Source organism: Nocardioides ochotonae (genome assembly GCF_011420305.2).
GTDB lineage: Bacteria > Actinomycetota > Actinomycetes > Propionibacteriales > Nocardioidaceae > Nocardioides > Nocardioides ochotonae.
On the sequence record NZ_CP061769.1, the window covers coordinates 3,968,276 to 3,992,372 of the forward strand.

27 protein-coding genes are annotated in these 24,097 nt (G+C 72.4%); 13 read left to right on the forward strand and 14 right to left on the reverse strand.

What is annotated here, in order from left to right:
- Positions 1 to 101: 101 nt before the first annotated feature.
- The 3 genes from grpE to HBO46_RS19040 form a co-directional block, all read right to left on the reverse strand.
- A complete protein-coding gene (grpE, locus tag HBO46_RS19030; protein ID WP_166134514.1) occupies positions 102 to 752 on the reverse strand; it encodes a nucleotide exchange factor GrpE in 651 nt (216 codons plus the stop codon).
- Positions 749 to 2,599 carry a molecular chaperone DnaK gene (dnaK, locus tag HBO46_RS19035; RefSeq protein WP_166134516.1) on the reverse strand — a complete coding sequence of 617 codons (1,851 nt, stop codon included), beginning with the start codon at positions 2,597 to 2,599 and terminating at the stop codon, positions 749 to 751. The genes grpE and dnaK overlap by 4 nt, the downstream gene beginning before the upstream one ends.
- Positions 2,600 to 2,823: 224 nt before the next feature.
- Entirely contained in the window at positions 2,824 to 3,891 is a 1,068-nt protein-coding gene (locus HBO46_RS19040) for a hypothetical protein (protein WP_166134518.1), read from the reverse strand.
- A gap of 338 nt (positions 3,892 to 4,229) precedes the next feature.
- Between HBO46_RS19040 and HBO46_RS19045 the strand changes: the two genes are divergently transcribed.
- Positions 4,230 to 5,033: a M28 family metallopeptidase gene (locus HBO46_RS19045; protein ID WP_224769245.1), complete on the forward strand. Its 804-nt coding sequence runs from the start codon at positions 4,230 to 4,232 to the stop codon at positions 5,031 to 5,033.
- A gap of 7 nt (positions 5,034 to 5,040) precedes the next feature.
- On the opposite strand, the gene HBO46_RS19050 is transcribed toward HBO46_RS19045, so the two are convergent.
- Positions 5,041 to 6,426, reverse strand: coding sequence for a CapA family protein (locus HBO46_RS19050; protein ID WP_166134522.1), 1,386 nt, complete (start codon positions 6,424 to 6,426; stop codon positions 5,041 to 5,043).
- A gap of 9 nt (positions 6,427 to 6,435) precedes the next feature.
- Entirely contained in the window at positions 6,436 to 6,921 is a 486-nt protein-coding gene (locus HBO46_RS19055) for an NUDIX hydrolase (protein WP_224769246.1), read from the reverse strand.
- Between the two features lie 64 nt (positions 6,922 to 6,985).
- On the opposite strand from HBO46_RS19055, the gene HBO46_RS19060 reads away from it, so the two are divergent.
- Positions 6,986 to 7,834: an aldo/keto reductase gene (locus HBO46_RS19060; RefSeq protein WP_166134526.1), complete on the forward strand. Its 849-nt coding sequence runs from the start codon at positions 6,986 to 6,988 to the stop codon at positions 7,832 to 7,834.
- Between the two features lie 21 nt (positions 7,835 to 7,855).
- On the opposite strand, the gene HBO46_RS19065 is transcribed toward HBO46_RS19060, so the two are convergent.
- Positions 7,856 to 8,362: a MarR family winged helix-turn-helix transcriptional regulator gene (locus HBO46_RS19065; protein ID WP_166134528.1), complete on the reverse strand. Its 507-nt coding sequence runs from the start codon at positions 8,360 to 8,362 to the stop codon at positions 7,856 to 7,858.
- A gap of 40 nt (positions 8,363 to 8,402) precedes the next feature.
- Here HBO46_RS19065 and HBO46_RS19070 point away from each other — a divergent pair, with 40 nt between their 5' ends.
- Positions 8,403 to 9,341: an EamA family transporter gene (locus HBO46_RS19070; RefSeq protein WP_166134530.1), complete on the forward strand. Its 939-nt coding sequence runs from the start codon at positions 8,403 to 8,405 to the stop codon at positions 9,339 to 9,341.
- Between the two features lie 6 nt (positions 9,342 to 9,347).
- On the opposite strand, the gene HBO46_RS19075 is transcribed toward HBO46_RS19070, so the two are convergent.
- The 3 genes from HBO46_RS19075 to HBO46_RS19085 all read right to left on the reverse strand — a co-directional run bounded on the left by HBO46_RS19075 (position 9,348) and on the right by HBO46_RS19085 (position 10,997).
- Positions 9,348 to 9,905, reverse strand: a complete 558-nt coding sequence (locus tag HBO46_RS19075; RefSeq protein WP_166134532.1) for a hypothetical protein — start codon at positions 9,903 to 9,905, stop codon at positions 9,348 to 9,350.
- Between the two features lie 118 nt (positions 9,906 to 10,023).
- Positions 10,024 to 10,518 (reverse strand): nitroreductase/quinone reductase family protein, encoded by a 495-nt coding sequence (locus tag HBO46_RS19080; RefSeq protein ID WP_224769247.1) that lies wholly within the window; start codon positions 10,516 to 10,518, stop codon positions 10,024 to 10,026.
- Between the two features lie 8 nt (positions 10,519 to 10,526).
- The gene (locus tag HBO46_RS19085) at positions 10,527 to 10,997 is read right to left on the reverse strand and encodes a nuclear transport factor 2 family protein (RefSeq protein ID WP_224769248.1); all 471 of its coding nucleotides are present in this window, start codon (positions 10,995 to 10,997) and stop codon (positions 10,527 to 10,529) included.
- Between the two features lie 99 nt (positions 10,998 to 11,096).
- Here HBO46_RS19085 and HBO46_RS19090 point away from each other — a divergent pair, with 99 nt between their 5' ends.
- The 7 genes from HBO46_RS19090 to HBO46_RS19120 are packed head-to-tail and all read left to right on the forward strand — an operon-like array spanning position 11,097 to position 16,999.
- On the forward strand, positions 11,097 to 11,975 hold the full coding sequence (locus tag HBO46_RS19090) for a TIGR03619 family F420-dependent LLM class oxidoreductase (RefSeq protein WP_166134536.1): 879 nt from the start codon (positions 11,097 to 11,099) through the stop codon (positions 11,973 to 11,975).
- Entirely contained in the window at positions 11,972 to 13,171 is a 1,200-nt protein-coding gene (locus tag HBO46_RS19095; protein WP_166134537.1) for a hypothetical protein, read from the forward strand. The genes HBO46_RS19090 and HBO46_RS19095 overlap by 4 nt, the downstream gene beginning before the upstream one ends.
- A complete protein-coding gene (locus HBO46_RS19100; protein ID WP_224769249.1) occupies positions 13,168 to 14,013 on the forward strand; it encodes an SDR family oxidoreductase in 846 nt (281 codons plus the stop codon). Before HBO46_RS19095 ends, HBO46_RS19100 begins: the two co-directional genes overlap by 4 nt.
- Positions 14,010 to 15,194, forward strand: coding sequence for a sulfotransferase family protein (locus HBO46_RS19105; protein WP_224769250.1), 1,185 nt, complete (start codon positions 14,010 to 14,012; stop codon positions 15,192 to 15,194). The genes HBO46_RS19100 and HBO46_RS19105 overlap by 4 nt, the downstream gene beginning before the upstream one ends.
- Positions 15,195 to 15,199: 5 nt before the next feature.
- The gene (locus HBO46_RS19110; protein ID WP_224769251.1) at positions 15,200 to 15,679 is read left to right on the forward strand and encodes an anthrone oxygenase family protein; all 480 of its coding nucleotides are present in this window, start codon (positions 15,200 to 15,202) and stop codon (positions 15,677 to 15,679) included.
- Between the two features lie 42 nt (positions 15,680 to 15,721).
- The gene (locus HBO46_RS19115; protein WP_166134539.1) at positions 15,722 to 16,189 is read left to right on the forward strand and encodes a GNAT family N-acetyltransferase; all 468 of its coding nucleotides are present in this window, start codon (positions 15,722 to 15,724) and stop codon (positions 16,187 to 16,189) included.
- 21 nt (positions 16,190 to 16,210) lie between these two features.
- Positions 16,211 to 16,999 (forward strand): acyl-CoA thioester hydrolase/BAAT C-terminal domain-containing protein, encoded by a 789-nt coding sequence (locus HBO46_RS19120; RefSeq protein WP_224769252.1) that lies wholly within the window; start codon positions 16,211 to 16,213, stop codon positions 16,997 to 16,999.
- Between the two features lie 44 nt (positions 17,000 to 17,043).
- Here the strand turns inward: HBO46_RS19120 and HBO46_RS19125 are convergent, their stop codons facing one another.
- Positions 17,044 to 17,442, reverse strand: a complete 399-nt coding sequence (locus tag HBO46_RS19125) for a hypothetical protein (RefSeq protein ID WP_166134541.1) — start codon at positions 17,440 to 17,442, stop codon at positions 17,044 to 17,046.
- Positions 17,443 to 17,478: 36 nt separating this feature from the next.
- Positions 17,479 to 18,876, reverse strand: coding sequence for an HNH endonuclease signature motif containing protein (locus HBO46_RS19130; RefSeq protein ID WP_166134543.1), 1,398 nt, complete (start codon positions 18,874 to 18,876; stop codon positions 17,479 to 17,481).
- 844 nt (positions 18,877 to 19,720) lie between these two features.
- Between HBO46_RS19130 and HBO46_RS19135 the strand changes: the two genes are divergently transcribed.
- Positions 19,721 to 19,975 carry a hypothetical protein gene (locus HBO46_RS19135; protein WP_166134545.1) on the forward strand — a complete coding sequence of 85 codons (255 nt, stop codon included), beginning with the start codon at positions 19,721 to 19,723 and terminating at the stop codon, positions 19,973 to 19,975.
- A gap of 13 nt (positions 19,976 to 19,988) precedes the next feature.
- Here the strand turns inward: HBO46_RS19135 and HBO46_RS19140 are convergent, their stop codons facing one another.
- Genes HBO46_RS19140 through HBO46_RS19150 form a run of 3 tightly spaced genes read right to left on the reverse strand, consistent with a single transcriptional unit; the run spans position 19,989 to position 22,911 of the window.
- Complete coding sequence (locus HBO46_RS19140; RefSeq protein WP_224769253.1) at positions 19,989 to 20,900, reverse strand: alpha/beta hydrolase; 912 nt, start codon at positions 20,898 to 20,900, stop codon at positions 19,989 to 19,991.
- Between the two features lie 38 nt (positions 20,901 to 20,938).
- Entirely contained in the window at positions 20,939 to 21,541 is a 603-nt protein-coding gene (locus tag HBO46_RS19145) for a TetR/AcrR family transcriptional regulator (protein ID WP_207950244.1), read from the reverse strand.
- Positions 21,538 to 22,911, reverse strand: coding sequence for a flavin-containing monooxygenase (locus tag HBO46_RS19150; RefSeq protein WP_224769254.1), 1,374 nt, complete (start codon positions 22,909 to 22,911; stop codon positions 21,538 to 21,540). The genes HBO46_RS19145 and HBO46_RS19150 overlap by 4 nt, the downstream gene beginning before the upstream one ends.
- A gap of 127 nt (positions 22,912 to 23,038) precedes the next feature.
- On the opposite strand from HBO46_RS19150, the gene HBO46_RS19155 reads away from it, so the two are divergent.
- On the forward strand, positions 23,039 to 23,761 hold the full coding sequence (locus tag HBO46_RS19155) for an SDR family NAD(P)-dependent oxidoreductase (protein WP_166134551.1): 723 nt from the start codon (positions 23,039 to 23,041) through the stop codon (positions 23,759 to 23,761).
- A gap of 54 nt (positions 23,762 to 23,815) precedes the next feature.
- Complete coding sequence (locus HBO46_RS19160) at positions 23,816 to 24,073, forward strand: GlsB/YeaQ/YmgE family stress response membrane protein (protein ID WP_207950245.1); 258 nt, start codon at positions 23,816 to 23,818, stop codon at positions 24,071 to 24,073.
- Positions 24,074 to 24,097 lie beyond the last annotated feature (24 nt).

Here is a 24,097-nt window from a genome sequence, read left to right on the forward strand (position 1 = left end):
GATGTGGCCGGTCATGTGCTGGTGATGCGTGGTGCTGGTTGCCCCTTCGGTGCCGGGGCGGTGCCACCGGGCCCCGCACGTGGCGGGGCCCGGTGGGTGGTTCAGCCCTCGGAGGCGTCGCCGGCGGAATCCGCCGGCGCGGCGTCCGCGGCGGGGTCGACGACCAGGACCTGCGCCGCGCGGACCACGCGGTCGCCCATCCGGTAGCCGGCCTTGGCGACGATCTTGCAGGTCACCACGTCGACGTCCGGGTCCTCGCCGAGGTGGCTCAGCGCCTCGTGCAGGGCCGGGTCGAACGGGTCGCCGGCGACGCCGAACTTCTCCAGGCCCTGGTTGGCCACGACCCGCTCCAGCTGCTCGGCGACGGCCTTGAAGCCGCCCTCGAGCTCGGCGTGCTCGCGGGCCCGGTCGATCGTGTCCAGGACCTCGATCACCGGTGAGAGCACGACGTACGCCGCGTTCTGCTTGACCAGCTCGCGGTCACGGTCGACGCGGCGCTTGTAGTTGAGGAACTCCGCCTGCAGGCGCTGCAGGTCGCTGGTCCGCTCGCCGAGCTCCATCTTGAGCGTCTCGACCTCGTCGTGCGCGGCCTGCAGCGGGTCGGTCTCGACGGCCTCGGAGTCCGACGCCTCGCCGGCGGCGGGAGCGGCCGGGTCCTCCGACCGCTCCGTCGCCTCGTCGGCGCCCTCCGGAGCCCCTTCCCGGGCGGGGTCCCCGGGGGGACCCTCGTCGTGACGGTGCTCGTCGGTCACTTCTTCTCACCCTCGTCGGTGGACTCGTCCACGACCTCGGCGTCGACGATGTCGTCGTCGCTCTCCCCGGTCGCGCCCGTGGTGCCGCCGGCCGCGGCGCTCTCGGCCTCGGCCGCGGCGTACATCGCGGCGCCCATCTTCTGGCTGGACTCACCGAGCTTGGTGATGCCGGCGTTGAGCTCCTCGGCCGAGGCGTCCTCCTTCTCCAAGGTGGACTTGAGGGAGTCGACGTCGCCCTGGACCTCGGTCTTCACGTCGTCGGGGATCTTCTCGCCGTTCTCGGCGAGGAACTTCTCCGTCGTGTAGACCAGCTGGTCGGCCTGGTTGCGGACCTCGATCGCCTCGCGACGCTTGGCGTCCTCCTCGGCGTACTGCTCGGCCTCCTTGACCATCCGGTCGATGTCCTCCTTGCTCAGCGCGGAGCCGCCGGAGATGGTCATCGACTGCTCCTTGCCGGAGCCCTGGTCCTTCGCGGAGACGTGCACGATGCCGTTGGCGTCGATGTCGAAGGTGACCTCGATCTTCGGCACGCCGCGCGGGGCCGGCGGGAGACCGGTGAGCTCGAAGTTGCCCAGCGGCTGGTTCTGCGACCACATCTGGCGCTCGCCCTGGGCGACCTTGATCTCCACCGACGGCTGGTTGTCGTCAGCGGTGGTGAAGATCTCCGAGCGCTTGGTCGGGATGGTGGTGTTGCGCTCGATCAGGGTGGTCATGACGCCGCCCTTGGTCTCGATGCCCAGCGACAGCGGGGTGACGTCGAGGAGCAGCACGTCCTTGACCTCGCCCTTGAGGACGCCGGCCTGGAGGGCCGCGCCGAGCGCGACGACCTCGTCGGGGTTGACGCCCTTGTTGGGGTCACGGCCGGTGAGGTCCTTGACCAGGTCGCTCACGGCGGGCATGCGGGTGGAGCCACCGACGAGCACGACGTGGTGGATGTCCTTGAGCGCGACGCCGCCGTCCTTGAGGACGTTCTGCACCGGCGCCTTGGTGCGCTGGAGCAGGTCCTCGGTGAGCTTCTGGAACTCGCTGCGGGTCAGCCGCTCCTCGAAGTGCAGCGGGCCGGACTCGCCGTGGGTGATGTAGGGCAGGTGGATCGTGGTCTCGGACGAGGACGACAGCTCGATCTTCGCCTTCTCCGCGGCCTCCTGGAGGCGCTGCTTGGCGATCTTGTCGGCCCCGAGGTCGACGCCGTTGTTGTCCTTGAACTTCTTGATCATCCACTCGACGATCCGGGCGTCCCAGTCGTCACCACCGAGGTGGTTGTCGCCGGAGGTCGCCTTGACCTCCACGACGCCCTCGCCGATCTCGAGCAGGGAGACGTCGAACGTGCCGCCACCGAGGTCGAAGACGAGGATGGTCTGGTCGTCGCCCTTGTCGAGGCCGTAGGCCAGCGCGGCCGCGGTGGGCTCGTTGACGATGCGGGCGACGTTGAGGCCCGCGATCTCGCCGGCCTCCTTGGTCGCCTGGCGCTGGGCGTCGGAGAAGTACGCCGGCACGGTGATGACCGCGTCGGTGACGGGCTCACCGAGGTACGCCTCCGCGTCGCGCTTGAGCTTCTGGAGCACGAAGGCGCTGATCTGCTGGGGCGTGAAGGTCTTGTCGTCGATCTTCGTGGTCCAGTCGGTGCCCATGTGGCGCTTCACCGAGCGGATGGTGCGGTCGACGTTGGTGACCGCCTGACGCTTGGCGACCTCGCCGACGAGCACCTCGCCGGACTTGGCGAACGCCACGACCGAGGGGGTCGTGCGCGCACCTTCCGCGTTGGTGATGACGGTGGGCTCGCCACCCTCGAGGACCGACACGACGCTGTTCGTCGTACCGAGGTCGATGCCGACTGCACGTGCCATGGGACTACCTCCGTTGGGTTACGCAGCGCACTCGGGCTGCGGGTCTGACGTTGGCGGGGTTCACGTTCGGCCCCACCGGGGCCAGTCTGCGCCGTGCGGCTCAGACTGGCAAATAACTTGAGTCAGGTCAACTCAAGTTTCCTCACACGGTGCAACGTCCCGGGCGCCGGGGGATGTTCCCGGTCCGGACGAGAATTTCTCGGACGAGGCGTCCGAGCGCGGCATCAGCCGGCGAGGTCGGTCCACTCACCTCCGAGGTCGCGGGAGACGTACGCCGCGCCGCCGACCCAGTCCAGGGCGTACAGACGCTCCCCCGCGAGCGCCAGCAGCCAGCCGTGGCCGCCCTCCGCGGCGGGCAGGGCGAGCTCCTCCCAGGTGCCGGCCTCGGGGTCGACGACCCGGGCGACGTCGACGTCGTCGAAGACCAGCAGCCGGCCGTCGGGCAGACCCAGGACCGTGGCGGAGAACCAGCTCGAGCCGAGCCCCTGCGGGGCCTCGAGCCGGCGCCAGGGCGCGTCCTCGTCGCCGCGCGGGCGCACCAGCAGCGCATCGAGCTCGTCGCCGGCGCGCCGGGTGACGGCGACCGGCACCACGACCAGGTCGTCGGTGACCGCGAGCCCGATCGGGTAGCCCCCGGTCGGCAGGTCCAGCGTCGACTCCTGCCAGGTCGTCTGGCCGGCGGGCAGGTGGAGCAGCGTCGCGCCGTCGGGACTCTCGGGCAGGGCCCAGGCGCCACCGTCGGCGTCGATCACCAGCTCCACGGCCACCGCGCCACCGGGCAGCGGCGGGGCGGGGGCGATCGTCCCCTCCGTCGGGGAGTACACCGCACGCGCCCCCTCGACGGCCACGTCCCCGGGGCCGAGGGCGCGCGGGGCGTCGACCTCCTCGACCGGGGTCAGCTCGCCGTCGGCGTCGAGCAGGTCGTAGCGGCCATTGCCGCCCAGGTCGACCAGGAAGCCGTCGTCCAGCGGCCACACGCCCGGGATCGAGCCCTCGTTGCGCACCTGGCGCCCGGGGCCCTCCGCAACCGTCTCGCCGTCGGCGTCCTGCAGACGCCAGGCGGCCGCGACGCTCGTGCGCGGTCCCTCCTCGACAAGATGGGCGACCAGCAGCCGGCCGGCGCCGTCCTCGGCGAGCGCGACCGGGCGACCCACGTCGAGGACCTCGGGCACGCTCGTGGGGGCAGCGGAGGACGCGGCCTGCGCCGGCGCGTCCTCGCCGTCGTCGGTGCCACACGCGCCGAGTGCCGTCGCCAGCACGAGGGTGGCCAGGGCGGCGGATGCGGTGCGCATGCCTCCATCATGCCCCGCGTCACATGGGCGCCCGGTGCTTCACTGGGGCGATGACGGGGCCCACGGGACGGATCGCGCGACCGGTCACGCGGTCGGGAGGCGGCTCTGCCGCGCGCCGTGGCCTGCGCCTCGCGCTCGGCACAGCGGCCATCGGAGCACTGGCCACCGGAGCACTGGCCACCGGGTGCACGCAGGCGGACCGCTCCCCCGCCGCCCCGTCCTCACCCGCGGCCTCCGCACCCGGGTCCGCCACGACCGGGCCCCCAACGACGCCCGGGACGCCCGGGACGCCGCCCGGGACGCCCCCGGCGACCGTGGCGCCGCTGCGGGTGCCCCGGGTGACCCCCGACGACGTCCGGGTCGAGACGGCCGTGGCCGCGGTGCGCCACCTGGCCGGGCGGATCGGCCCGCGTCCGGGGACGTCGGCGGCGTACCGCCGGGCCGCGGCGTGGGTCGAGCACCGCCTGCTCAAGACCGGCTGGCGCGTCGATCGGCAGCGGTTCGCGACGCCCGCCGGCGTGTCCTGGGGGGTTCCGGTGCCAGCCGGCCCGTCGCTCAACCTCCTCGCCACTCGCGGCGAGATCCGCGCCGGACGCCCGTGGCTGCTCGTCGGCGCCCACCTCGACACGGTGCCGCAGGCCCCGGGCGCCGAGGACAACGCCTCCGGTGTCGGGGTGCTGCTCGCGGTCGCCGAGGCGCTCGCGGATCGGCGGACGCGGCTGCCGGTGGTCCTCGCGGTCTTCGGCTCCGAGGAGCCGCGCGGCCCGGGCGACGAGGACCACCACTACGGCTCGCGGGCCTACGTCGCGCGCCTCGACCCCGTGCAGCGCCGGACCCTGCGCGGGATGATCTCGCTGGACCGCGTCGGTGTGGGGGCGGCGCTGCCGGTGGGCAGCGCCGGCGGGCCCGACCCGCTGCACGCCGAGGTACTGGCGGCCGCGCGCCGCGCCGGCGTGGCGACACTGCCAGAGACCGACCAGCGCTCGAGCGACCACTGGTCCTTCGTGCGCGCCGGCCTGCCGGGCGTGCGCCTGGGCAGCACGCCGTACGCCGGCTACCACTCGGCCGGCGACCTGCCCGGCGTGGTCGAGGCCGCCCAGCTGCACCGCGCCGCGCGCACCGTGGCGGCCTGGCTGGGCTGACCCGTCCTCAGCGTGCGAACGGCCCGGTGGAGGCCCGCCACACCTCGCCCAGGATCCGCGCCCCGGCCGCGCCACCGACGGGGCGCGGCGCGAAGGTCCCGGGGTCCATCACGTAGGGCACCAGGCGCATCGCCGCCAGCCGGTCGCCGAGGAACGTCGCCTCCAGCACGACCCCCTCCATCGTCTGGGTCATGAAGTCCATGTCGAAGACGAGGTTGCCCAGCGAGTGCAGCACCGGCACCGCGGCGTCGGGACCCTCGACGACGTCGATGCCCTGCACCCAGTGCGGGTGGCCCCCGACCACCAGGTCGGCGCCGGCCGCGACGAGGGCACGGGACACCTCGCGCTGCACCGGCTCCGGCTCATGGGTGTACTGCGTGCCCCAGTGCGGCAGCACCACGACCACGTCGGCATGCCTCCCGGCGCGCCGCACCAGCCCGGTGACGTGCTCGAGGTCGGCACGGACCAGCGGGCCCGTGCGCGGCGGCATCCGCACCGAGAGCGCTCCCGGCCCGGACCGAGTGGCCCGCGGGGTCTCGCCGATCGCGTTGAAGCCCAGGAGCGCGAAGCGCACCCCGCCGCGCTCGACGTACGCCGGGCGGCTCGCCGCCGCGAGATCGGCTCCGGCGCCGAACACCGCCAGCGGGCTGCGGTGCAGGGTGGCGACGGTGTCCAGGAGCGCGCCGGTGCCGTAGTCGCCGGCGTGGTTGTTGGCCAGGGAGACCGCGTCCAGGCCCGCGCGGCGAAGGTGTCCCACGAGCCCGGGGCCGGCGCCGAAGGAGTCCGACCCCTGCGTGGGGGCGCCCGCGGTCGACAGCGTGCTCTCCAGGTTGCCGACGACGAGGTCGGCGCGGTGCAGCCGGGGCGCCACCTGCGCCAGGGCGCGCGCCGGGTCCGGCACCCCGCGCACCAGCATCAGGTCGCCGACGACGGTGAGGTGGACCGCTCCGGGGGCCGTGCGCACCGGGTCGCTCCCGGCGACGAGCGCGGCGCGCACGGTCGGCCGCACCTGCGCCAGCGGCACCACCCCGAGCGCCCCCGGGTCCCGCTCGACGCGGTCCAGGGCGCGCGCAGCGTCGCGGGGGCCGACACCACGGTGCACCGGGCGGCCCCGCCAGCGCAGCGGGGAGTCAGCCGGCACGGCCACCAGTCGACGGGCCTCGCGCGGTCGCAGCCGGAGCACGGGTGCCGTCGCATGGGTGACCACGACCAGCCGCTCGTCGGCGCGCGGGCGCAATCCGGTCCCGCCCTGGGGCTGATCCTGGGGCTGATCCTGGGGCTGGCCCCGGATCTGGTCCCGGGTCTGGTCCGGCGCCGGGACAGACGGGCCCGTGCCGGCGTCGCAGCCGGCCAGCACCAGGACGGCCGCCGCGAGCAGCGCCCGGCGGGACATGGCGTGATCCTAGGGCCGCGCGGCGCTGCGGCGCTGCAGCTCGAGGGCCACGTCGACGGCCCCGACCCGGGGCAGCCGCTCGACCTCCGCGAGCGGGTGCCAGCGCGCCTCGTCGGTGCTGCCGTCCAGCTCGGCCGTGAGCTCGCCGCCGATGACCCGCGCGGCATAGAGCACCCGCACCGCCTTGAGCGGACGCCCTTCGCCCTTGAGCCGGCGCGACGCGGGGATCACCCCGGTGTCGACGCCGAGGAGGCCGATCAGCTCCACGTCGTACCCGGTCTCCTCGCGCACCTCGCGGACCACGCCCTGCTCGGGGGTCTCGTGCAGGTCGACGCCACCGCCGGGCAGGGTCCAGCGCTTCTGGGCGGGCTCGTTCCACAGCGCGAGCAACACCCGCTCCTGCTCGTCGAGCACGACGGCGTACGCCGCCAGCCGCGTGTCGTAGGGGGCGCCGGGCTGGTCGGCGGGCTGGTCGGCAGGCTGGTCGGTGCTCACGTGAGCATTGTCGCGGACGCCGGTTCCGGGGAATGCCCGACGAAGCCTCGGGCATTGGACATTCATGACCGTTCCGAGCATCACCCTGAACGACCAGACCACCATCCCGCAGCTGGGCTTCGGCACCTACCAGGTGCCGCCGGAGCAGACCGCCGAGACGGTGGCCGCCGCCCTCGAGGTCGGCTACCGCCACATCGACACCGCGCAGATGTACGGCAACGAGCGCGGCGTCGGTGAGGCCGTGCGCGCCTCCGGCATCCCCCGCGACGAGCTCTACCTCACCAGCAAGCTGCACAACCACGTACACCGTCCCGACGACGCGAAGCGCGCCTTCGACGAGACGCTGAACGCCCTGGGCGTCGACCGGCTGGACCTGTTCCTGATCCACTGGCCGCTGCCGACCCGCTACGACGGCGACTACGTCTCCACCTGGCGCGCACTCACCGAGCTGCTCGCCGACGGCCGGGTGACCTCGGTCGGCGTCTCGAACTTCCAGCCCGAACACCTCGACCGGATCGTGGCGGAGACCGGCGTCGTGCCGGCGGTGAACCAGATCGAGGTGCACCCCTACTTCACCAACGAGGCCGCCCGCGCCGCGTCGATCCGCCACGGCGCGGAGGTCGAGGCGTGGTCCCCGATCGCCCAGGGCCAGGTGCTCGCCGACCCGGTGATCAACCGGATCGCCCAGGCCCACGAGCGCACGCCCGCCCAGGTCACGCTGCGCTGGCACATCGAGCGCGGCGACATCGTCTTCCCCAAGTCGATGAGCCCGGAGCGGATGCGGGAGAACTTCGAGATCTTCGACTTCACCCTCACCGCCGACGAGGTCGCCGAGATCGCGGCCCTCGACCGCGGCGCCGAGGGTCGCACCGGCCCGGACCCGGACACCTTCGACTGGGTGCCCGAGGCCTGAGCCAGACCGACTGAAGAACGATCAGGCGTCCAGCGCCCGGCCCCACACCTGGAGCAGATGTGCGAGCCGGGCGCGGTCGTCCGGCTCGAGCATCTCGACCAGCCGGTGCTCGTTGGCGAGGTGGGCCGTCATCGCCCGGTCGATCAGCGCCCGACCGTCCTCGGTCAGCGCGACCACCCGGCCGCGGCCGTCGGTGTCGCTGGCCCGCCGGGTGACCCAGCCGCGCGCCTCGCAGCGATCGATGCGCTTGCTCGCGGCACCCGAGGTCACCATCGTCCCCGCGGCGACCTCCGAGGGCGTGAGCTCGTACGGCGCCCCGGAGCGCCGCAGGGTCGCCAGCACGTCGAACTCGCCCTCCCCGAGGCCGTGCGCGGCGTAGACCTGCACCAGCTCCTCGGTGAGCCGCATCGCCACCCGGTGCAGGCGGCCGATGACACCGATCGGCGACGGGTCGAGGTCGGGTCGCTCGCGCGACCACTGGGCCATGACCCGGGCAACGTGGTCGGGCTCACGGCGATCAGGTGTCATGGGCGGGAATCTATCTGACACGGAAAGCATTATGCCTTCCATGGAAAGCAAGCGGCAGGTCCTCGCCGTGACCGCGATCGCCCCCGTGGCGTGGGGGTCCGGCTACTACGTCGCCGACGCCTACCTCCCGGCGGACCGGCCGCTGTTCAGCGCCACGGTCCGCGCGCTCCCGTTCGGCCTGCTGGTGCTCGCCCTGCGACCGCGGCTGCCGCAGGGCAGCTGGTGGTGGCGTGCGGGGGTCCTGGGCGTGCTCAACATCGCGGCGTTCTTCGTGCTGTTCTTCGTCGCCGCGGCGCGGCTTCCCAGCGGTCTGGCCGCCACGCTGACCGCCACCGCGCCCATCGCGATCATGCTGCTGGCCTGGGGTCTGGTCCGCGAGCGCCCGCACCCCGCCTCCCTGTTCGGCGCCGTCCTCGGGGCGGTCGGCGTGGCGCTGCTGGTGCTGCGCGGGAACGGCGGCGTGGACTGGGTGGGCGTGGCGGCCGCCCTCGGCGCGGTCGCGCTGTCGTCGGTCGGGTTCGTACTGGTCAAGCGGTGGCGCTCCCCGGTGGACATGCTCACCATGACCGGCTGGCAGCTGGTGCTGGGTGGTCTGGTCCTGCTGCCGGTGGCGCTGCTGGTCGAGGGCCCTCCGCCGGCCCTCGACGGCGGCGCGATCGGCGGCTACCTCTACCTCGGCATCGTCGGCACGGTCGTCGCCTACGCGGTCTGGTTCCGCGGGCTGCGCGAGCTCCCTGCGGCCGCCGTGTCGCTGGTCGGGCTGCTCAATCCGGTCGCCGGCACCGTCGTGGGGGTGGCGCTGGCCGGCGAGCTCTTCGGCCCGACCCACGCACTCGGGATGCTGCTGGTGCTCCTCGGCGTACTGACCGGTCAGCCGGCGGTCATCGCCGCCGTACGCCGGCACCTCGCCGGGCCGGGGGCAGAGCCGGCGCCGTCGCAGCCGGCGGACGAGCAGCGCAGGGCCCGGGCGCTGGTCTGAGGCGACTCAGCCGACGCGGACCTTGACCTCGTTGGACAGCTCGCCGTTGCTGGTGTCGCGCACCCGGAAGCGGTTCTCGCCGCTCTGGCCGGTCTGGACGTAGGTGGAGAACGTGCCGTCGCTGACGGAGGCGGTCACCGGGAAGTCGGTCCAGCCGCCGTCGACGAACCGCTCGACCTGGAGGATCGCGCCCTCGCCGTCGGGGTAGACCCCGGTGAGGTCGATCTGCTCCATCGCCGCCACCGAGCTCTGCACGCTCTGCAGGGTGATGCCCTTCTCGGCCTTCTCCGACTCGCTCGGGCTCGCGCTCGCGGAGCCCTCGGAGGTCTCCTCGTCGCCCGGCGCCAGCGTGATCTGCGGTCCCGAGTCGTCGGTGGTGCGCACCGGCTTGGGGATGTACATCGACTGCTGGGAGCCGGCCGTGCCGCCGTCCTCGTCACCGCCGATGCCGAGCAGCCGGATGCCGAACAGGGCGACCAGCCCGATCACGACCCCCACCACGACGCCGACGCCCGCGAGCGCGAGCAGTCCCGCCACGACAGGGCGGTCTTCGTTCTGGGCCACGATGTCGTCACTCCCGGAGGTGGTCGGCGCTGAGCGGCCCTACGGTGGCCGTCCGGGCCATTGTCGTGGACAGGGGCAAGCCGCACCACTCTGGGCCTCATCAGGGGCCCATCAGGGCTCAGCGGGGCTCGAGCACCACCACCGGGATCTCCCGGTCGGTCCAGCGGGCGTACTTCTCGAAGTCGGCGTAGAGGTCGACCAGCCGCGGCCACAGCGCGGCGCGCTCCTCGGGCCCGGCGACCCGCGCGTGCACCCGGCGTGCCTCCCGGGGCAGGTGGACGGTGGTGTCGGGAGAGGCGAGCAGGTTGCGGTACCACTGCGGGTGGTGCGGCAGCCCGCCCTGCGAGCCCACCACGACCAGCCGCTCCTCGGCCCCGGACCCGTCGCGCAGGTAGAGCAGCGGGGTCGTGAACCGGGTCCCGGACTTGCGCCCGACGTGGTCGAGCAGCAGCGTCGGCACCGGCTTGCGCCACCCGGCGCCCACGCGCCACATGTTGCCGACCCGGCCGCCGGTGAGCCGGAAGACGCGCACCTGCACCCGCGACATCAGCTTGATCGCGCGCACCGCCCACGGGGAGTCCAGCCCGGCCGGGCGCTCCTCGGGCATGTCCATCAGCCCCATCAGAGCGCCGCCCTGGTCTCGCGCTTCCAGACCAGCTCCTCGTGCAGCCGCCGGCTGCGCCAGCCGTCGGGGGTCCGCACCATCCGGTGGTGGTAGATCCCGCCGTACTCCAGGATCTTGGCGCCCGGGCCCTCGCCCACCGGCATCGGGTTGTGGAAGTACGCCGTGACCTGCGCGGCGTCGCGGTCGCCGTCCGGCGCGAGCTCGACCATCACCTGGTGCAGGGAGTGCATGCGGCGTGGGAAGAACGCCGGCAGCACCTCGGCCAGCCACGCCTTGACCACCGGGTAGCGGTCGGCGATGCCGCCGGTCTCGGTGTAGTCGATCTCGGCGTCGGGGGTGAACACCGTGTCCAGCAGGTCCCAGCGGTCGTCGGCGTCGACGGCCTGGGTGTAGCGGTGCAGCACCTCGGTGATCTCCGCCCGGTCGCACAGGTCGCGCAGGCGCGGGTCGGTCTGGTTCGAGTCCACGGGACGAACTGTGGCACAGAGGTGGAACGCGTTCTATGTTTCGTCCAACGCGCCGTCCCGGGCATCGGGGCCGACGTCGAGGACGACACGAGGAGAGCAATGCGGTTCACCTACGCCGAGGCCATGACCCGGGCCGAGAACTACGCCCCACTGGCCCAGGCCGCGGAGGCGGCCGGCTACACGAGCATGACCATCGCCGACAGCTTGGTCTACCCGCGCGAGTCGGACTCGACCTACCCCTACACCGACACCGGCGACCGCGAGTTCCTCGAGGGCAAGGACTTCATCGAGGCGATGATCCTGTGCGCCCACCTGTTCGCGGTGACCAGCACGCTGCGGCTGACCCCGTTCGTGCTCAAGCTCCCGGTGCGCCCGCCTGTGCTGGTCGCCAAGCAGGCCGCCTCGCTGGCCTACCTGTCCGGCAACCGCCTCGGCCTCGGGGTCGGCCTCTCGCCGTGGCCCGAGGACTTCGTGGCGATGGGGGTGCCGTGGGCCAAGCGCGGCAAGCGGATGGACGAGTGCCTCGACATCGTGCGTGGCCTGACCAGCGGCGAGTTCTTCGGCTACGAGGGCGAGTTCCACTCCTTCGCGCCGGTGCAGCAGTGCCCGGCGCCGACCGAGCCGATCCCGCTGCTGGTGGGCGGGCACGCGGACGCCGCGCTGCGCCGCGCCGTACGCAAGGGCGACGGGTGGATGCACGCCGGCGGCGACGGCGAGGAGCTGGACCGGATGCTCGCCCGGCTGCGCGAGATCCGCGCCGAGGAGGGTGACACCCGCGAGAACTTCGAGGTGCACGTGATCTCCGCCGACGCCTACACCCCCGACGGCATCAAGCGCCTCGAGGACAAGGGCGTCACCGACTGCATCGTGGGCTTCCGGGTGCCCTACATCATCGGCCCGGACACCGAGCCGGTCGAGAAGAAGGTCGAGGCGCTCGAGCGGTTCGCCGAGCGCGTGATCGCGAAGGTCAACCCGTGAGCAGCCACGCGCACTGGGGCCTCGAGGACGGTCCCGGGGCGGGCGAGAACCTCGACCTCACCCGGCCGCTGGCCGAGGCGATCGCGCAGGCCGAGCAGCTGATCGCCGACGCGCCGTTCATCCGCACCGAGGCCGACCTGCTGGAGGGCTACGACTACCTCGCCGGCCGGATCCGGATGGCGGTCCAGGCGGCGTTCGACTACGACCTCGAGCAGCCGCTGTTCATCAACCCCACGCACCAGTTCTCCCGCCAGGGCCTGGACAACCCCGACGCGATCTACTTCCACGCCTACCTCGTCGAGGGGGTCGAGTACGTCGTGCGCGGGCGCCGCGGCACCACCGCCGATCTGTCCTTCCAGGTGATGGGCGGCGGCTACCAGGCCGGGTCGGCGCCGGCGTCGCTGATGGCCTTCGACGACCGCGAGCTGGAGATCGCCGAGGACGGCACCTTCACCTTCACCTACGTCGCCGAGCCGGGCGCGAAGACGCTGATCGTGCGGGAGGTCTTCAACGACTGGGACACCGAGGAGCGCGGCACCCTCACCATCGAGCGCACCGACACGATCGGGCGCCCGCGGGCACCGCTGACCCGCGAGGGGCTGGCCCGGCGCTACGAGGTCGCGGCGCGCTCGGTGACCAGCTCGATCCGCACCTGGTTCGCCTTCCCGCACTTCTTCCAGTACGCCCAGCCGGTCAACACCCTCACCCCGGCCCAGTCCACCCCGGGCGGGCTCTCCTCGCAGCGCTCCTCGATCGGGCACTACGCGATCGGCGCGGACGAGGCGCTGGTGATCACGGTGCCGCACTGGGAGGACTGCGCCTACCAGGCCGCCCAGATCGGCTCGGACTGGTACGCCTCGACCGACTACGAGACCCACCAGACCTCGCTCACCAAGGCGCAGGCCACGACCGACCCGGACGGGATGATCCGCCTCGTCGTCTCCGAGCACCCGCCGCTGGACGGGCGCCCCACCGCGAACTGGCTGGAGACGACAGGGCACCGCACCGGCGCGGTGATGCTGCGCTGGCAGTGCCTGGCGCGCGACCCGGGTGCCGACGACGGCCCCCGCACCGAGGTGGTGCCGCTGGCCGAGGTCGCGGCCCGCCTGCCCCACGCCGTACCGCTCACCGACGAGGAGTACGCCGCGCGGATCGCCGCCCGGCAGCGCTCCGTGGCCCGAAGGATGATCAGTTGAGCCCGCAGACCGCCGCCGTCCACCTCGAGACCGACGCCGAGGTCGAGGCCCGCTACCGCCCCCTGCCGCTGCTGGAGGGCAAGGTGCTGGTGCTCTCCGGCGTCGGCCCCGGCCTCGGCCGCGCGCTCGGCGAGGAGGCCGCCAAGATGGGCGCCGACCTGGTGCTCGCCAGCCGCACCGAGCGGCGCCTGGACAAGATGGCCGAGGTGGTCCGCGGGCACGGGCGCCGGGCGCTCGTGGTCCCCACCGACATCACCGACGAGGAGTCCCGGCAGCGGCTGGTGGAGCGCACGCTCGAGGAGTTCGGACGCGTCGACTGCCTGCTCAACAACGCCTTCGGCATCCCGCCGATGGACCCGCTCACCACCCTCGACCTCGACGGGCTGCGCGCGGCCAACGAGACCAACGTCTTCGCCCCGCTGCGGCTCACCGCGCTGTTCGCCGACGCGCTCGCCGCCACCCGCGGCTCGGTGCTGATGGTGAACTCCTGCGTGCTCTACCAGTCCCAGGAGGAGTACGCCGGCTACAAGCTCTCCAAGGGCGCGCTCGAGCACCTGTCCTCCTCGCTGGCCACCGAGCTCGGCCCGCGCGGGATCCGGGTCAACAGCGTCGCGCCGTCCTACATCTACGAGGACGTCAACAAGGGCTACTTCGACTGGATGGCCTCGGAGTCCGGGCGCACCCACGACGAGGTGTACGCCGAGAAGGCCGCCCCCACCGACCTCCAGCGGCTGGCCAGCCCCGCCGAGGTCGCGCGGGCCGCGCTGATGCTGGCCAGCGACCTGAGCTCGGCGGTCACCGGGCAGGTCCTCAACGTCGACTGCGGGGAGTTCCACCGATGAGCACCGGGGACCTGGACACCGGCGGCCTCAACGTCATGTCGCGCACCCGCCCCGACGTGGGCTCCTACGACGACATCGCCGCCGCCGCGATGCGCACCACCGGGCTGAGCGACTTCGGCGGCGACGCCCACGAGGAGGGCCTGCGGATCCTGGTCGACGACCTCGCGTCCCCCGAGGCGGGCCTGACCCCGCTGGGCAACTACTTCCAGCGCTCGGAGGTCAAGAGCGCCCTGGTCGGCCGGCTGCTCACCCAGGCGCAGTTCGCGGCGCGCCCCGAGCACGCCGACGTCGTGGTCGAGCGCCCGATCTTCCTGATGGGCCTGCCCCGCACCGGCACCACCGCGCTGCACCGGCTGCTGCACGCCGACCCCGCCACCCAGGGCCTGGAGATGTGGCTGACCCAGTTCCCCCAGCCACGTCCTCCGCGCGAGACCTGGGAGGCCGACCCGGTCTTCGCCGCCATGCAGCAGGGCTTCGCCGCGCACCACGTGGAGAGCCCGGAGTACATGGGGATCCACTACATGGATGCCGCCACCGTCGAGGAGTGCTGGCGGCTGCTGCGCCAGACCGGCAAGTCGAACTCCTATGAGTCCCTCGCCGAGGTGCCGCGCTACACCGCGTGGCTGGCCGAGCAGGACTGGACCGACGCCTACGCCCGCCACAAGCAGAACCTCCAGCTGGTCGGGCTCAACGACCCCGAGAAGCGATGGGTGCTCAAGAACCCCTCGCACATGACCGCACTCGACGCCCTGATGAGCGTCTATCCCGACGCGCTGATCGTCTACACCCACCGCGACCCGGTCGTCTGCATCGCCTCATCCTGCTCGCTGTCGGCCGAGACCACCGCCGGGCACTCCATGACGTACGTCGGGGAGACGATCGGGCGCACCCAGCTGGACCTGTGGTCGCGCTCCTTCCACGCCTTCCACGACGCCCGGTCCCGCTACGCCCCCGAGCAGTTCGTCGACATCGCCTTCGCCGACCTGCGCCGCGACCCGCTCGGCACGGTGGCGATGATCCACGAGCGGTTCGGGCTGGAGTGGACCGACGAGGCCCGCGCGGCCGTGACCGAGATCGACCGGGAGTCCAAGGAGGGCAAGGCGGCCCCCTCGCACCGCTACGCGCTCGAGGACTACGGGCTCACCGAGGACCAGGTGCGCGCCGCCTTCGACCGCGGATAGCCGTCGTGACCGACACCGTCCTCCCCGACACCCTGCTCCCCGTCGCCCTGATGCTCGCCCTCGTCCTGGGCGGGCTCCAGGCCGGCACCTACTACGCCTGGGCCAGCGGGGTGATGCCCGGGCTGGCCCGGGTCGAGGACCGCGCCTTCGTGGAGGTGATGCGGCAGGTGAACCTCGCGATCGTGAACCCGGTCTTCCTGGCCAGCTTCGTCGGCGCCCCGCTCGCCGCCGCGGCTGCAGCGTTCCTCGCCGAGGGCACCGCGCGCTGGTGGGCTGTCGGCGGGGCCGTCCTCGCGGTCGCAACGGTCGTGGTCACGGTGGCCCGCAACATCCCGCTCAACGACGCGCTGGAGGCCCGCGGCACGGGCGACCCGGCGGCCGCGAGAGCCGGCTTCGAGGGCGCGTGGCGGCGTTGGAACGCCGCGCGCGCCCTCACCTCGACCGTCTCGGTGGCCTGCCTGGGCGCCGCGGCGTACCTGTCCTGAGAAGGGGTGCGCCGTCGCCGCGTCGTCCGCAAGGATCTGCCCATGACTGCCGCCCCCGTGCTCGGCCCGGACGACCCGCGCGCCGACGACGTGCGCGCCCTGCTCGCTCGCCACATGGCCTTCGGGCACCAGCACAGCCCGCCCGAGGACGTGCACACCCTCGACGTCGACAGGCTGCTCGGCCCGGGGATGACCTTCTGCTCGGCCCGGGTCGACGGCACGCTGGTCGCGGTCGGCGCGCTGCGCGACCTCGGCGACGGCCACCTGGAGCTGAAGTCGATGCACACCGCCAGCGAGCACCGCGGCCAAGGCCACGCGCGCCGGATGCTGCTCCACCTCCTCGCCCTCGCCCGCGAGCGCGGCGCGACCCGGGTCAGTCTCGAGACCGGCTCGATGGACGCCTTCGCCCCCGCCCGCACGCTGTACGCCGCCGCGGGCTTCGTCCCGTGCGAGCCCTTCGGCGACTACTCGCCCAGCCGGAACAGCAGCTTCTTCACGCTGGTGCTCTGAGGCGTGCGGCCGGTACAGCTCGTGGACGTCGAGGGCGTGCGCTGGATCCCCGAATCGCCCTCGGGCGTCGCGGCCCTGGTCCTCGCTGGCTCCAGCGGCCGCGTCGACTCGGCCCGTGCCGAGCTGTTGGCACGCCACGGAGTCCTCGCCGAGTCGATCCGCTGGTTCGGAGGCGCCGGCCAGAACGAGGGACCGTGGGAGATCCCGCTGGAGCTCTTCCTCGCACGCGTGGACGACCTCGCACGGACCTCCGATCGAGTCGTGGTCCTCGGCACCTCGTTCGGAGCTGAAGCCGCGCTCCTGACCGGCGCTCACAGCCCGCACGTCAGCGCCGTTGCGGCATTCGCGCCCTCCGACGTGGTGTGGGCGGGCGTTCGACCCGACGGAAGCCCGGCGTCGCACTGGACCCTCGGCGGCACCCCGCTGCCGTACGTGGACCTCGTCGACGACTGGGAGCCCGAAACCGACCCACCCGCCTTCCGCGGCCACTACGAGGCGTCCCGTGACCGATTCCGAGAGGCACTCTCCTCGGCCGCGATCCCGGTCGAGCACATCGATCAGGTGCTCCTGGTCGCCGGCGGGGACGACCAGGTGTGGCCCTCTCAGACGATGGCTGAAGCCATCGCGGCACGGCGCGACGCGCAGGGCCTGGAGACGCTCCTTGTCCTCGATCCCGATGCTGGCCATCGCACCGTGTTGCCCGGCGAACCCGTCGCCGCGGGAGGAATGCGGATGCGCCGCGGCGGCACCCCCGCGTCGGACTCCAGGCTCGGAGCGGCCGCATGGAGTCAGCTCAGCACTCTGCTCTGAGGGCCACCCTCGGGTACGGAGAGCGCGGCATGAGAGACAGCGAGTCACGCGATGCTGGCGAGCCATTCGTCGACCGACGTCATCCGCTGCACGGCAGGGTGGAAGTAGAAGACGCTCTCCTGGCTGATCGGGCCGAGGAGCACCACGTGCTGGAGCTCCCCCCGGTGCGCTCGGGCCAGCGCGGCCCCCAGCTCGACGAACATCCCCTTCCCCTCCTCCTCGGACATGACGACCAGCACTGCATCGGCCCTGAGCACTGCCTCCAGGTCGTCCGAGGCCAGGCTGGCCGAGAGCGCGGGGGCCGATCCGTAGTCCTCCACGAGGGTCACGTCTGGAGCTCGCGTCCAGTCCAAGGCGAGTTCGTGCCCGGCCGCCATCACCGCGGCCTGGACCGCCTGCACCGCAGCGATGTCCGTCAACGGCCCGGCGACGTAGATCCTCACGCGGCGACGGTCCCACAGGAAGGCATGACGTAGCCCTCACGTCCGCCGAGTGAATCGGAGATCGCCGTTCGGCATCCGTTGGCGCAGATAACGGTCGTCGTGGATCAGATGATGGTGATGACTGCACAGAAGAATGCCTTTGTCGAGATCGGTCTTTCCGCCCGCTGACCACGGATCCACATGATGCGCCTCGCACCAGGTCGAGAGAATCGTGCAGCCGTCGGCTCGACATTCCTTGTCTCGAATTGCCAAGGCCTTTCTCTGACCCGGACTGAAGAGCCGGTTCGTGCGGCCAAGGTCGAGCGGCACCGAAGGCGTGCCGAGCACGGCGGGGACGAGATTCGCCGCGCAGGCCAGGCGCCGTGCCTCGCCGGCGGTGATGCGCGATCCGTCCGCGAGCGTCGCGGAGCCGAGGCCGTCGACGAGCGCCTGGAGGTCCATCGTGATCACCAGCGTCGTGGCGTCCCCGCCGTGCAACGGGAGGCGGGACGGGTCGATGCTCTCCAGCAGCGAGCAGAACGCCTCACCCAACCGGCGCTCGTAGGGCACCCGCCGCCCGTCCGCCGCCGGCTCGTCCGCGGCCCGGCGGGGGTTGGTGAAGGACTCCAGCATCGTGGTCAGCCGCAGCGCGATGCTCTCCGGCACCTGCGCCCGGATGATCGCGCTCCCGTCGCCGAGGTGCCGCACACCCAAGGTCGTACGCCGACGGGCTCGGCGCTCCGCGGCGCGCAGCTGCTCCTCCTCGACCTTCTCGGCCCACTCCGGCGCGACCACCTCCAGCAGCCGCTCGGCCAGGCGGCCGAGCTCACGGGGCCCGAAGTCGGCGGCCTGCTCGACCAGGTAGGTCTCGGCGCGAGCCAGCATGTCGGCCCACTCCTCCACGCTTGCCTCGATGAGGTCGAAGGCGTCGGTGAGGTCGTCGAGCGCAGCGACCATCACGTGGGCCTGGTCGACGCTGACGTGCCCGCCCGCGAGCGCCGTGCCGACGCGGTGCCAACGCTGCTCGCAGGCGACCCCGAGCCGCTGCAGGCGCCGCGCAGTCGGACCGGAGGTGGGGGTGCGGTGCGCGACCCACGCGGCCACGTCGCGACACCCGTCGGCGTCGGCCACGTCGTCGGCGCACGCGATCACCCGTGCGTGCATCGCCTGCGCGCGTGAGGCCAGGTGGGCGGTCATCCGCAATGCCTGGCGTTTCTCCGAGATCGACAGGAATGTCGGATCGCGGTCGGCGATCTTGTCGAGCAATGCCTCCGCGCACCCCACGTCGGCGAGGTAGGGATGAGCCGTGTCGGCCATCGTCGCCTCCCGAGAGGGCGTGGTGGAGAAGTGGTTCCGTAGGATCCATTCTATCGATGTTCGAAAGCGTTCGAAATAGCGCTTGGAAGGTAAAGACTGAATCTGTGGAAAACCTCGTGGTCGCGCGGGGGGCGACACAGGCGGGCCCCTGGCTGTCACTCCTCGACAGCTGCCTCCCATGTGATTGAGGCGTGATAGCCGCCCTCGCGCAGCTGGCACGGCGACGCCCACTTCGCGGCAGAGCCGGATCGCCGCGGGCGCACGCCACGCGGCATGGCCGTGCGCTCACTCAATCCGGAAAGTGACCACCTCAGTGGTGCCACACGAAGCAGGCACCTTGAAGCCGACCTGGTCGATGGCGGCATCGAAGACGCCCCCAGCTCCCTTGAGACTCTCCCCAGCACTCACTGCACCAAGTCCCGGTATGCGCAGGGTCAGAGGCGACTCGCTCACGATCTTCGTTCCGAGAGGCCATGCCGCGACTGCGTCGCCGATGCCAGCGCAGTCCCCCACGCGGGTCAGGAGACCGGAGACAATTGCATCCCGACCTCCTGCCGACACGAGCACTTTCGTTTCCCCAGGTTCCCCTGTCGCAGCTGCGGGCACCTCTGAGGGCTTAGATTCCTCTGCGGCACTTGCAGGCTCTGTTGGGATGGACTGTGCTTCACCGCAGGACGTAGCGCCGAACGTGAGCAGCGCACTCAGCACGGACGCGACCTTCAACCGTGGTGTCATGATGCCTCGGACGTCAGCGGTTGCCGTTTGGTTCCGGCGCTCTAAAACGTCTCCGCTCATCGGAATGATCGGGCGTTCCAGCAACGGCTATCACACGGCATTCCCATAGGGGCCGCCGTCCGGAACCGCCGGCCGGAAGATCGCGTCCCACGGGCATGAAGCCGTTCTTGCGCGTGGTGTCGTCTTGCTGGCTTGCGGGTCGTTCAACGCGTGCGCGCACGCCGGAACCAGCCCCGGCGACGACTGCGTGAGCCACTACGAGCCGGTCGCGGAGGCCGCGACCTGGCAGGGCCTTCGGGACGCGATGGTGGCGGGCGACGAGCGTGGTCGCGTCGCGTCCCTGCGCACACAGGACCGTGGGGAGGACGTCGGGGTCGGCGACGAGGACGCCGTACGCGTGGTCGACCTGGTGGGCCGCAACGGCCGGCGCCTCGCCCAGGTCGAGGTCTGGCGCACCGACGGCCGGTGGCACGCGGGCGAGTGGAGCCAGTGCATCGACTGAACGCCTCCAGCCCTCACCCCACCCGCAGATGCCGCACCAGGAAGTCGACCTGGTGCCGCACCGCGGGCTCGAAGCACTCCTTGCCCTCGAAGAGGTCGAAGTGGTCGGCCGGGTAGTGACGCACCTCGGCGCGCCCGGCGACCGCCGCCTTGGCAGCAGCGTGCGGCGGCGCACTGCGGTCGAAGTCGGCGATCTGCACCAGCAGCGGGCAGCGCAGGTGCCGCGCCTCCTTGCCGGGCCGGTGGTTGCCGAGCTCGAGGCCGACGGCCGCGTCCACCTCGTTGCGCCAGGTCGGGCCGGCGACGGACAGGTAGTCCTCGTAGAGCCCCGGGAGCGTGAGCGCACCGACCTCCCCGGGCCGCGCGACCACCGGGATCGTCACCCGACGCCCGACCCGGCTGCGCATGCCGGCGGCCGAGGAACGCAGCAGGGCGCTGGGCTTGTGGTGGCGCACCGCGAGGCGCGCGGCGGCGAGCCCGTCGACGAGCGGCACCATCGAGATCACGGCCGCGACGTCGTCGCGCCGGGCTCCCGCGGCCAGCACGTGACCGCCGGCCAGGGAGACGCCCCACAGCACGAGGCGCTGCGGGTCGACCCCGGGCAGGGCGGCCGCCGCCGTCATCGCGGCGCGGTAGTCGGCGAGCTGGGCGGCCATCGAGACGGTCTGGCGGGGCTCGCCCTCGCTCGCGCCGAACCCGCGGTAGTCGAAGGCGAGCACGTCGAGCCCGGCCGCCGCCAGCCGCTCGGCGAACGGTGCCAGCCCGCTGTCCTTGGTCCCCCCGAGACCGTGGGCCATCACCACGACCGGCCGACCGGCCGGGGTGGCGAGCGCGTCGCCGACGCCGGTGAAGTGCCAGGCGTGCAGGCGGGCCCCGTCGGGACTGGGCACCCACGTCTCGGCGTACCCGTGCGAAGCGGGGGGCACCTCGGAGCCTGGTGAGCCCTGTGAGCCCTGTGTCGCGGTCATGCGTTCCTCCCGTAGATCGTGGTCAGCCAGACATGGACGACCGCCTCGACGTGGCGGTCCCAGTCGAGCTCGGCGGCACCCTGCACGAGCCGGGCCAGCGCCCGGTCGTTGACATCGAGCAGCACGGTCGCGATCGCGTGCGGATCCGGGCCGGGTGGTGCCAGCCCCGCGGCCCGCTCGGCGGCGATGACGTCCGCGGCGATCCGTACGAACGCCTCCTGGGTGCTGTCCCACCGCTCGCGCACCGCGGGGCTGGTCGCGCGCGCCTCGAGCATCGCCCGGTAGACGTGGCGGCGCCGCTCCCAGCCGGAGAGCACGGTACGGATCGCCACGGCGACCTGGTCGCGGACCGCCCCGGCTCCGGCCAGCAGATCGGCGGCCCCCTGACCGTCGTCGTGCATCTCCTCCAGCAGCGCGGCGACGGCGTCGGCCTTGTTGTCGAAGTAGAAGTAGAACGCCGAGCGGGTCACGCCGGCGCGCCGAGACAGGTCGGCGACGTTGATGTCCTCGAGGCTGGCCGCGGGACCCGCGTCGCGCAGGTGCTCGTCGAGGGCCTCCAGCAGCGCACTGCGGCGCCGGTCGCCTCGCCCGGCGATCACGCCGATGCCGCCTGGGCCTCCCGCGCGACCCGGGCGACGAACGGCGGCGGGCCCTGCAGCCGCGCCCGCTCGACCCCGGCCGGGATCTCCTTGGCCCGCAGGTCGTGCTCGTAGATGAAGTAGTCGAGCTGCTGGGTGTGGCGCGGGCGGTCCAGGACGTGGCCGGTGTACTTCGCCTGGTCCTCGTCGATCGCGCGCTCCATCTCCGCGGGGTCCGGAAGCCGGTAGCGCCCCACGGCGTACGCCGCGAGCAGCCGGGTCTGCGCCTCCACGAACGGGAACAGCGTCGGCGTGGCCTGGGCCAGGCCGATGAACGCGAGGTCCTCCAGGCCGGGCTTGAACATCCGCTTGAACAGCCGGATCCGGTTCTCCGGGGCGCTGAGGAACTCGGGGTCGAAGAACGGGAAGGTGATGTTGTAGCCGGTCGCGTAGACGATCACGTCGAAGTCCGACGACGTGCCGTCCTCGAAGTGCACGGTGGAGCCGTCGAGGCGCGCGACGTTGCCCTTCGGGGTGATGTCGCCGGAGCCGAGGCGCAGCGGCAGCTCGACGGACTGCGTGGGGTGGGCCTCGAAGAACTTGTGGTTGGGCGCCGGCAGCCCGTAGAGCTCGGGGTTCGAGCCGGTCATGAACTGCATCTTCTGCATCGCCCAGCGCTGCCACTTCAGCGGCAGGTACGGCGTGGTCGCGTAGTACTTGTCGGCCGGCAGGCCATAGGTGTATTTCGGCACGATCCAGGCGCTGGAGCGCGTCGAGAGCGTCACCTCGTTGCTCAGCGAGCGGCTGGAGAGCTCGACGGCGATGTCGGCGGCGCTGTTGCCGATGCCCACGACCAGGATCCGCTTGCCGTGGAAGTCCAGGGGGTCGCTGGGGTCGATGTAGTGGTGGGAGTGGATGGACTCGCCGGTGAACTCGCCGGGGAAGTCGGCGTAGCGCGGGTCCCAGTGGTGGCCGTTGGCGACCACGAGCAGGTCGAAGCGCCGCGTCGCGCCGGCCTGGTCGGTGATCTCCCAGCCGCCGCCGTCGAGGCGCTCGGCGTGCTCCACCCCGTTCTCGAACTCGATGTTGTCGAGGAGCCCGAACGCCTCGGCGTAGGAGTCGAGGTAGGCCTTGATCTGGGTGTGGTGCGGGAAGTCGGGGTAGTCCTCGGGCATCGGGAAGTCCTTGAAGGACAGCCGGTGCTTGGAGGTGTCGATGTGCAGCGAGCGGTAGGCGCTGCTGTGGCCGTTGGGGTTGCCGAAGGCCCAGTTGCCGCCGATCCGGTCGGAGGCCTCGAAGCAGGTGTACGGCACGCCGTAGTCGCCGAGCATCTTGCCGGCCGTCAGGCCGCTGATGCCGGCGCCGATGACGGCGGTGGTGGGACCAGGCACGAGTCCTCCAAGGAGAGCGCGGATGTCCATCCCGGGTGCAAGGATGTGACCTGACGCACAGTAGGCCCGCAGTTGACACGCGTCAACGAGCCGGCGGGACCCACGCGAACCGGGGGGACACACGACGATGAGCACTCAGCAGACCGCCGCCGTGATCGGCGGTGGCTCCGGGATCGGCGCGGCCACCGCGTTCCTGCTCGACTCGACGGGGTACGACGTCGCGATCGGCGACCTCACCACGTCGCCGGCCGTGGACGTCACCGACGAGGCGAGCGTGGCGGCCTTCCTCGACGGGGTGCTCGAGGCCCACGGGCGCCTCGACGCGGTCGTCAACACCGCCGGCACCAGCACCCTCGCCGCGGTGGCCGAGCACGACGTCGCCGACTTCCGCCGGGTGCTCGACGTGAACCTCACCGGCGCGATGACCGTGCTCAAGCACGCTGCCCGGGTCCTCGGGCCCGGCGGCGCCATCGTCTCCGTCGCCTCCCTCAACGCCCGGCAGCCCGGCGCCGGGATGGCGGCGTACTGCGCCTCCAAGGCCGGGCTGGCGATGCTGACCGAGGTCGCGGCACTGGAGCTCGGGCCCCGCGGCATCCGCGTCAACGCGGTCTCCCCCGGTCTGGTGCCGACGCCGCTGACCGCGCCCGCCCTGGACATCGACGGGATCGAGGCCGACTACCTCGCGAACACCCCGCTCGGCCGCGCCGGCACGCCCGAGGACGTCGCCGAGGCGATCGTCTACCTGCTCCGCGCGGGGTGGCTCACCGGGGAGAACCTCGACCTCAACGGCGGCGCCCACCTGATGCGCTACCCCGACCTCCCCGGACACGTCGCCCGCGCCTTCGGCTGAGCCCCGCCGCGGCCGGCATGTGGCATCGCGGACCGAACGGGGTACTCGGTCTGCATGTCAATCATCGGTTTCCTCGTCTTCGGCCTCGTCGTCGGCGCGCTCGCGCGCCTGATCAAGCCCGGCAAGCAGAACCTCTCGATCCTGGCCACGCTCGGCCTCGGTGTCGTGGGCTCCATCATCGGCGGCGTGATCGCCTCGGCGCTCGGCACCGGCGACATCTGGGAGCTCAACATCCTGGGCTCGATCGTCGCGATCGTCGCAGCGGTGCTGCTGATCGGCATCGCGGAGAGCGTCACCAGCAACAAGCGCTGACCCGACCGCCGTGCTCCACCCCCA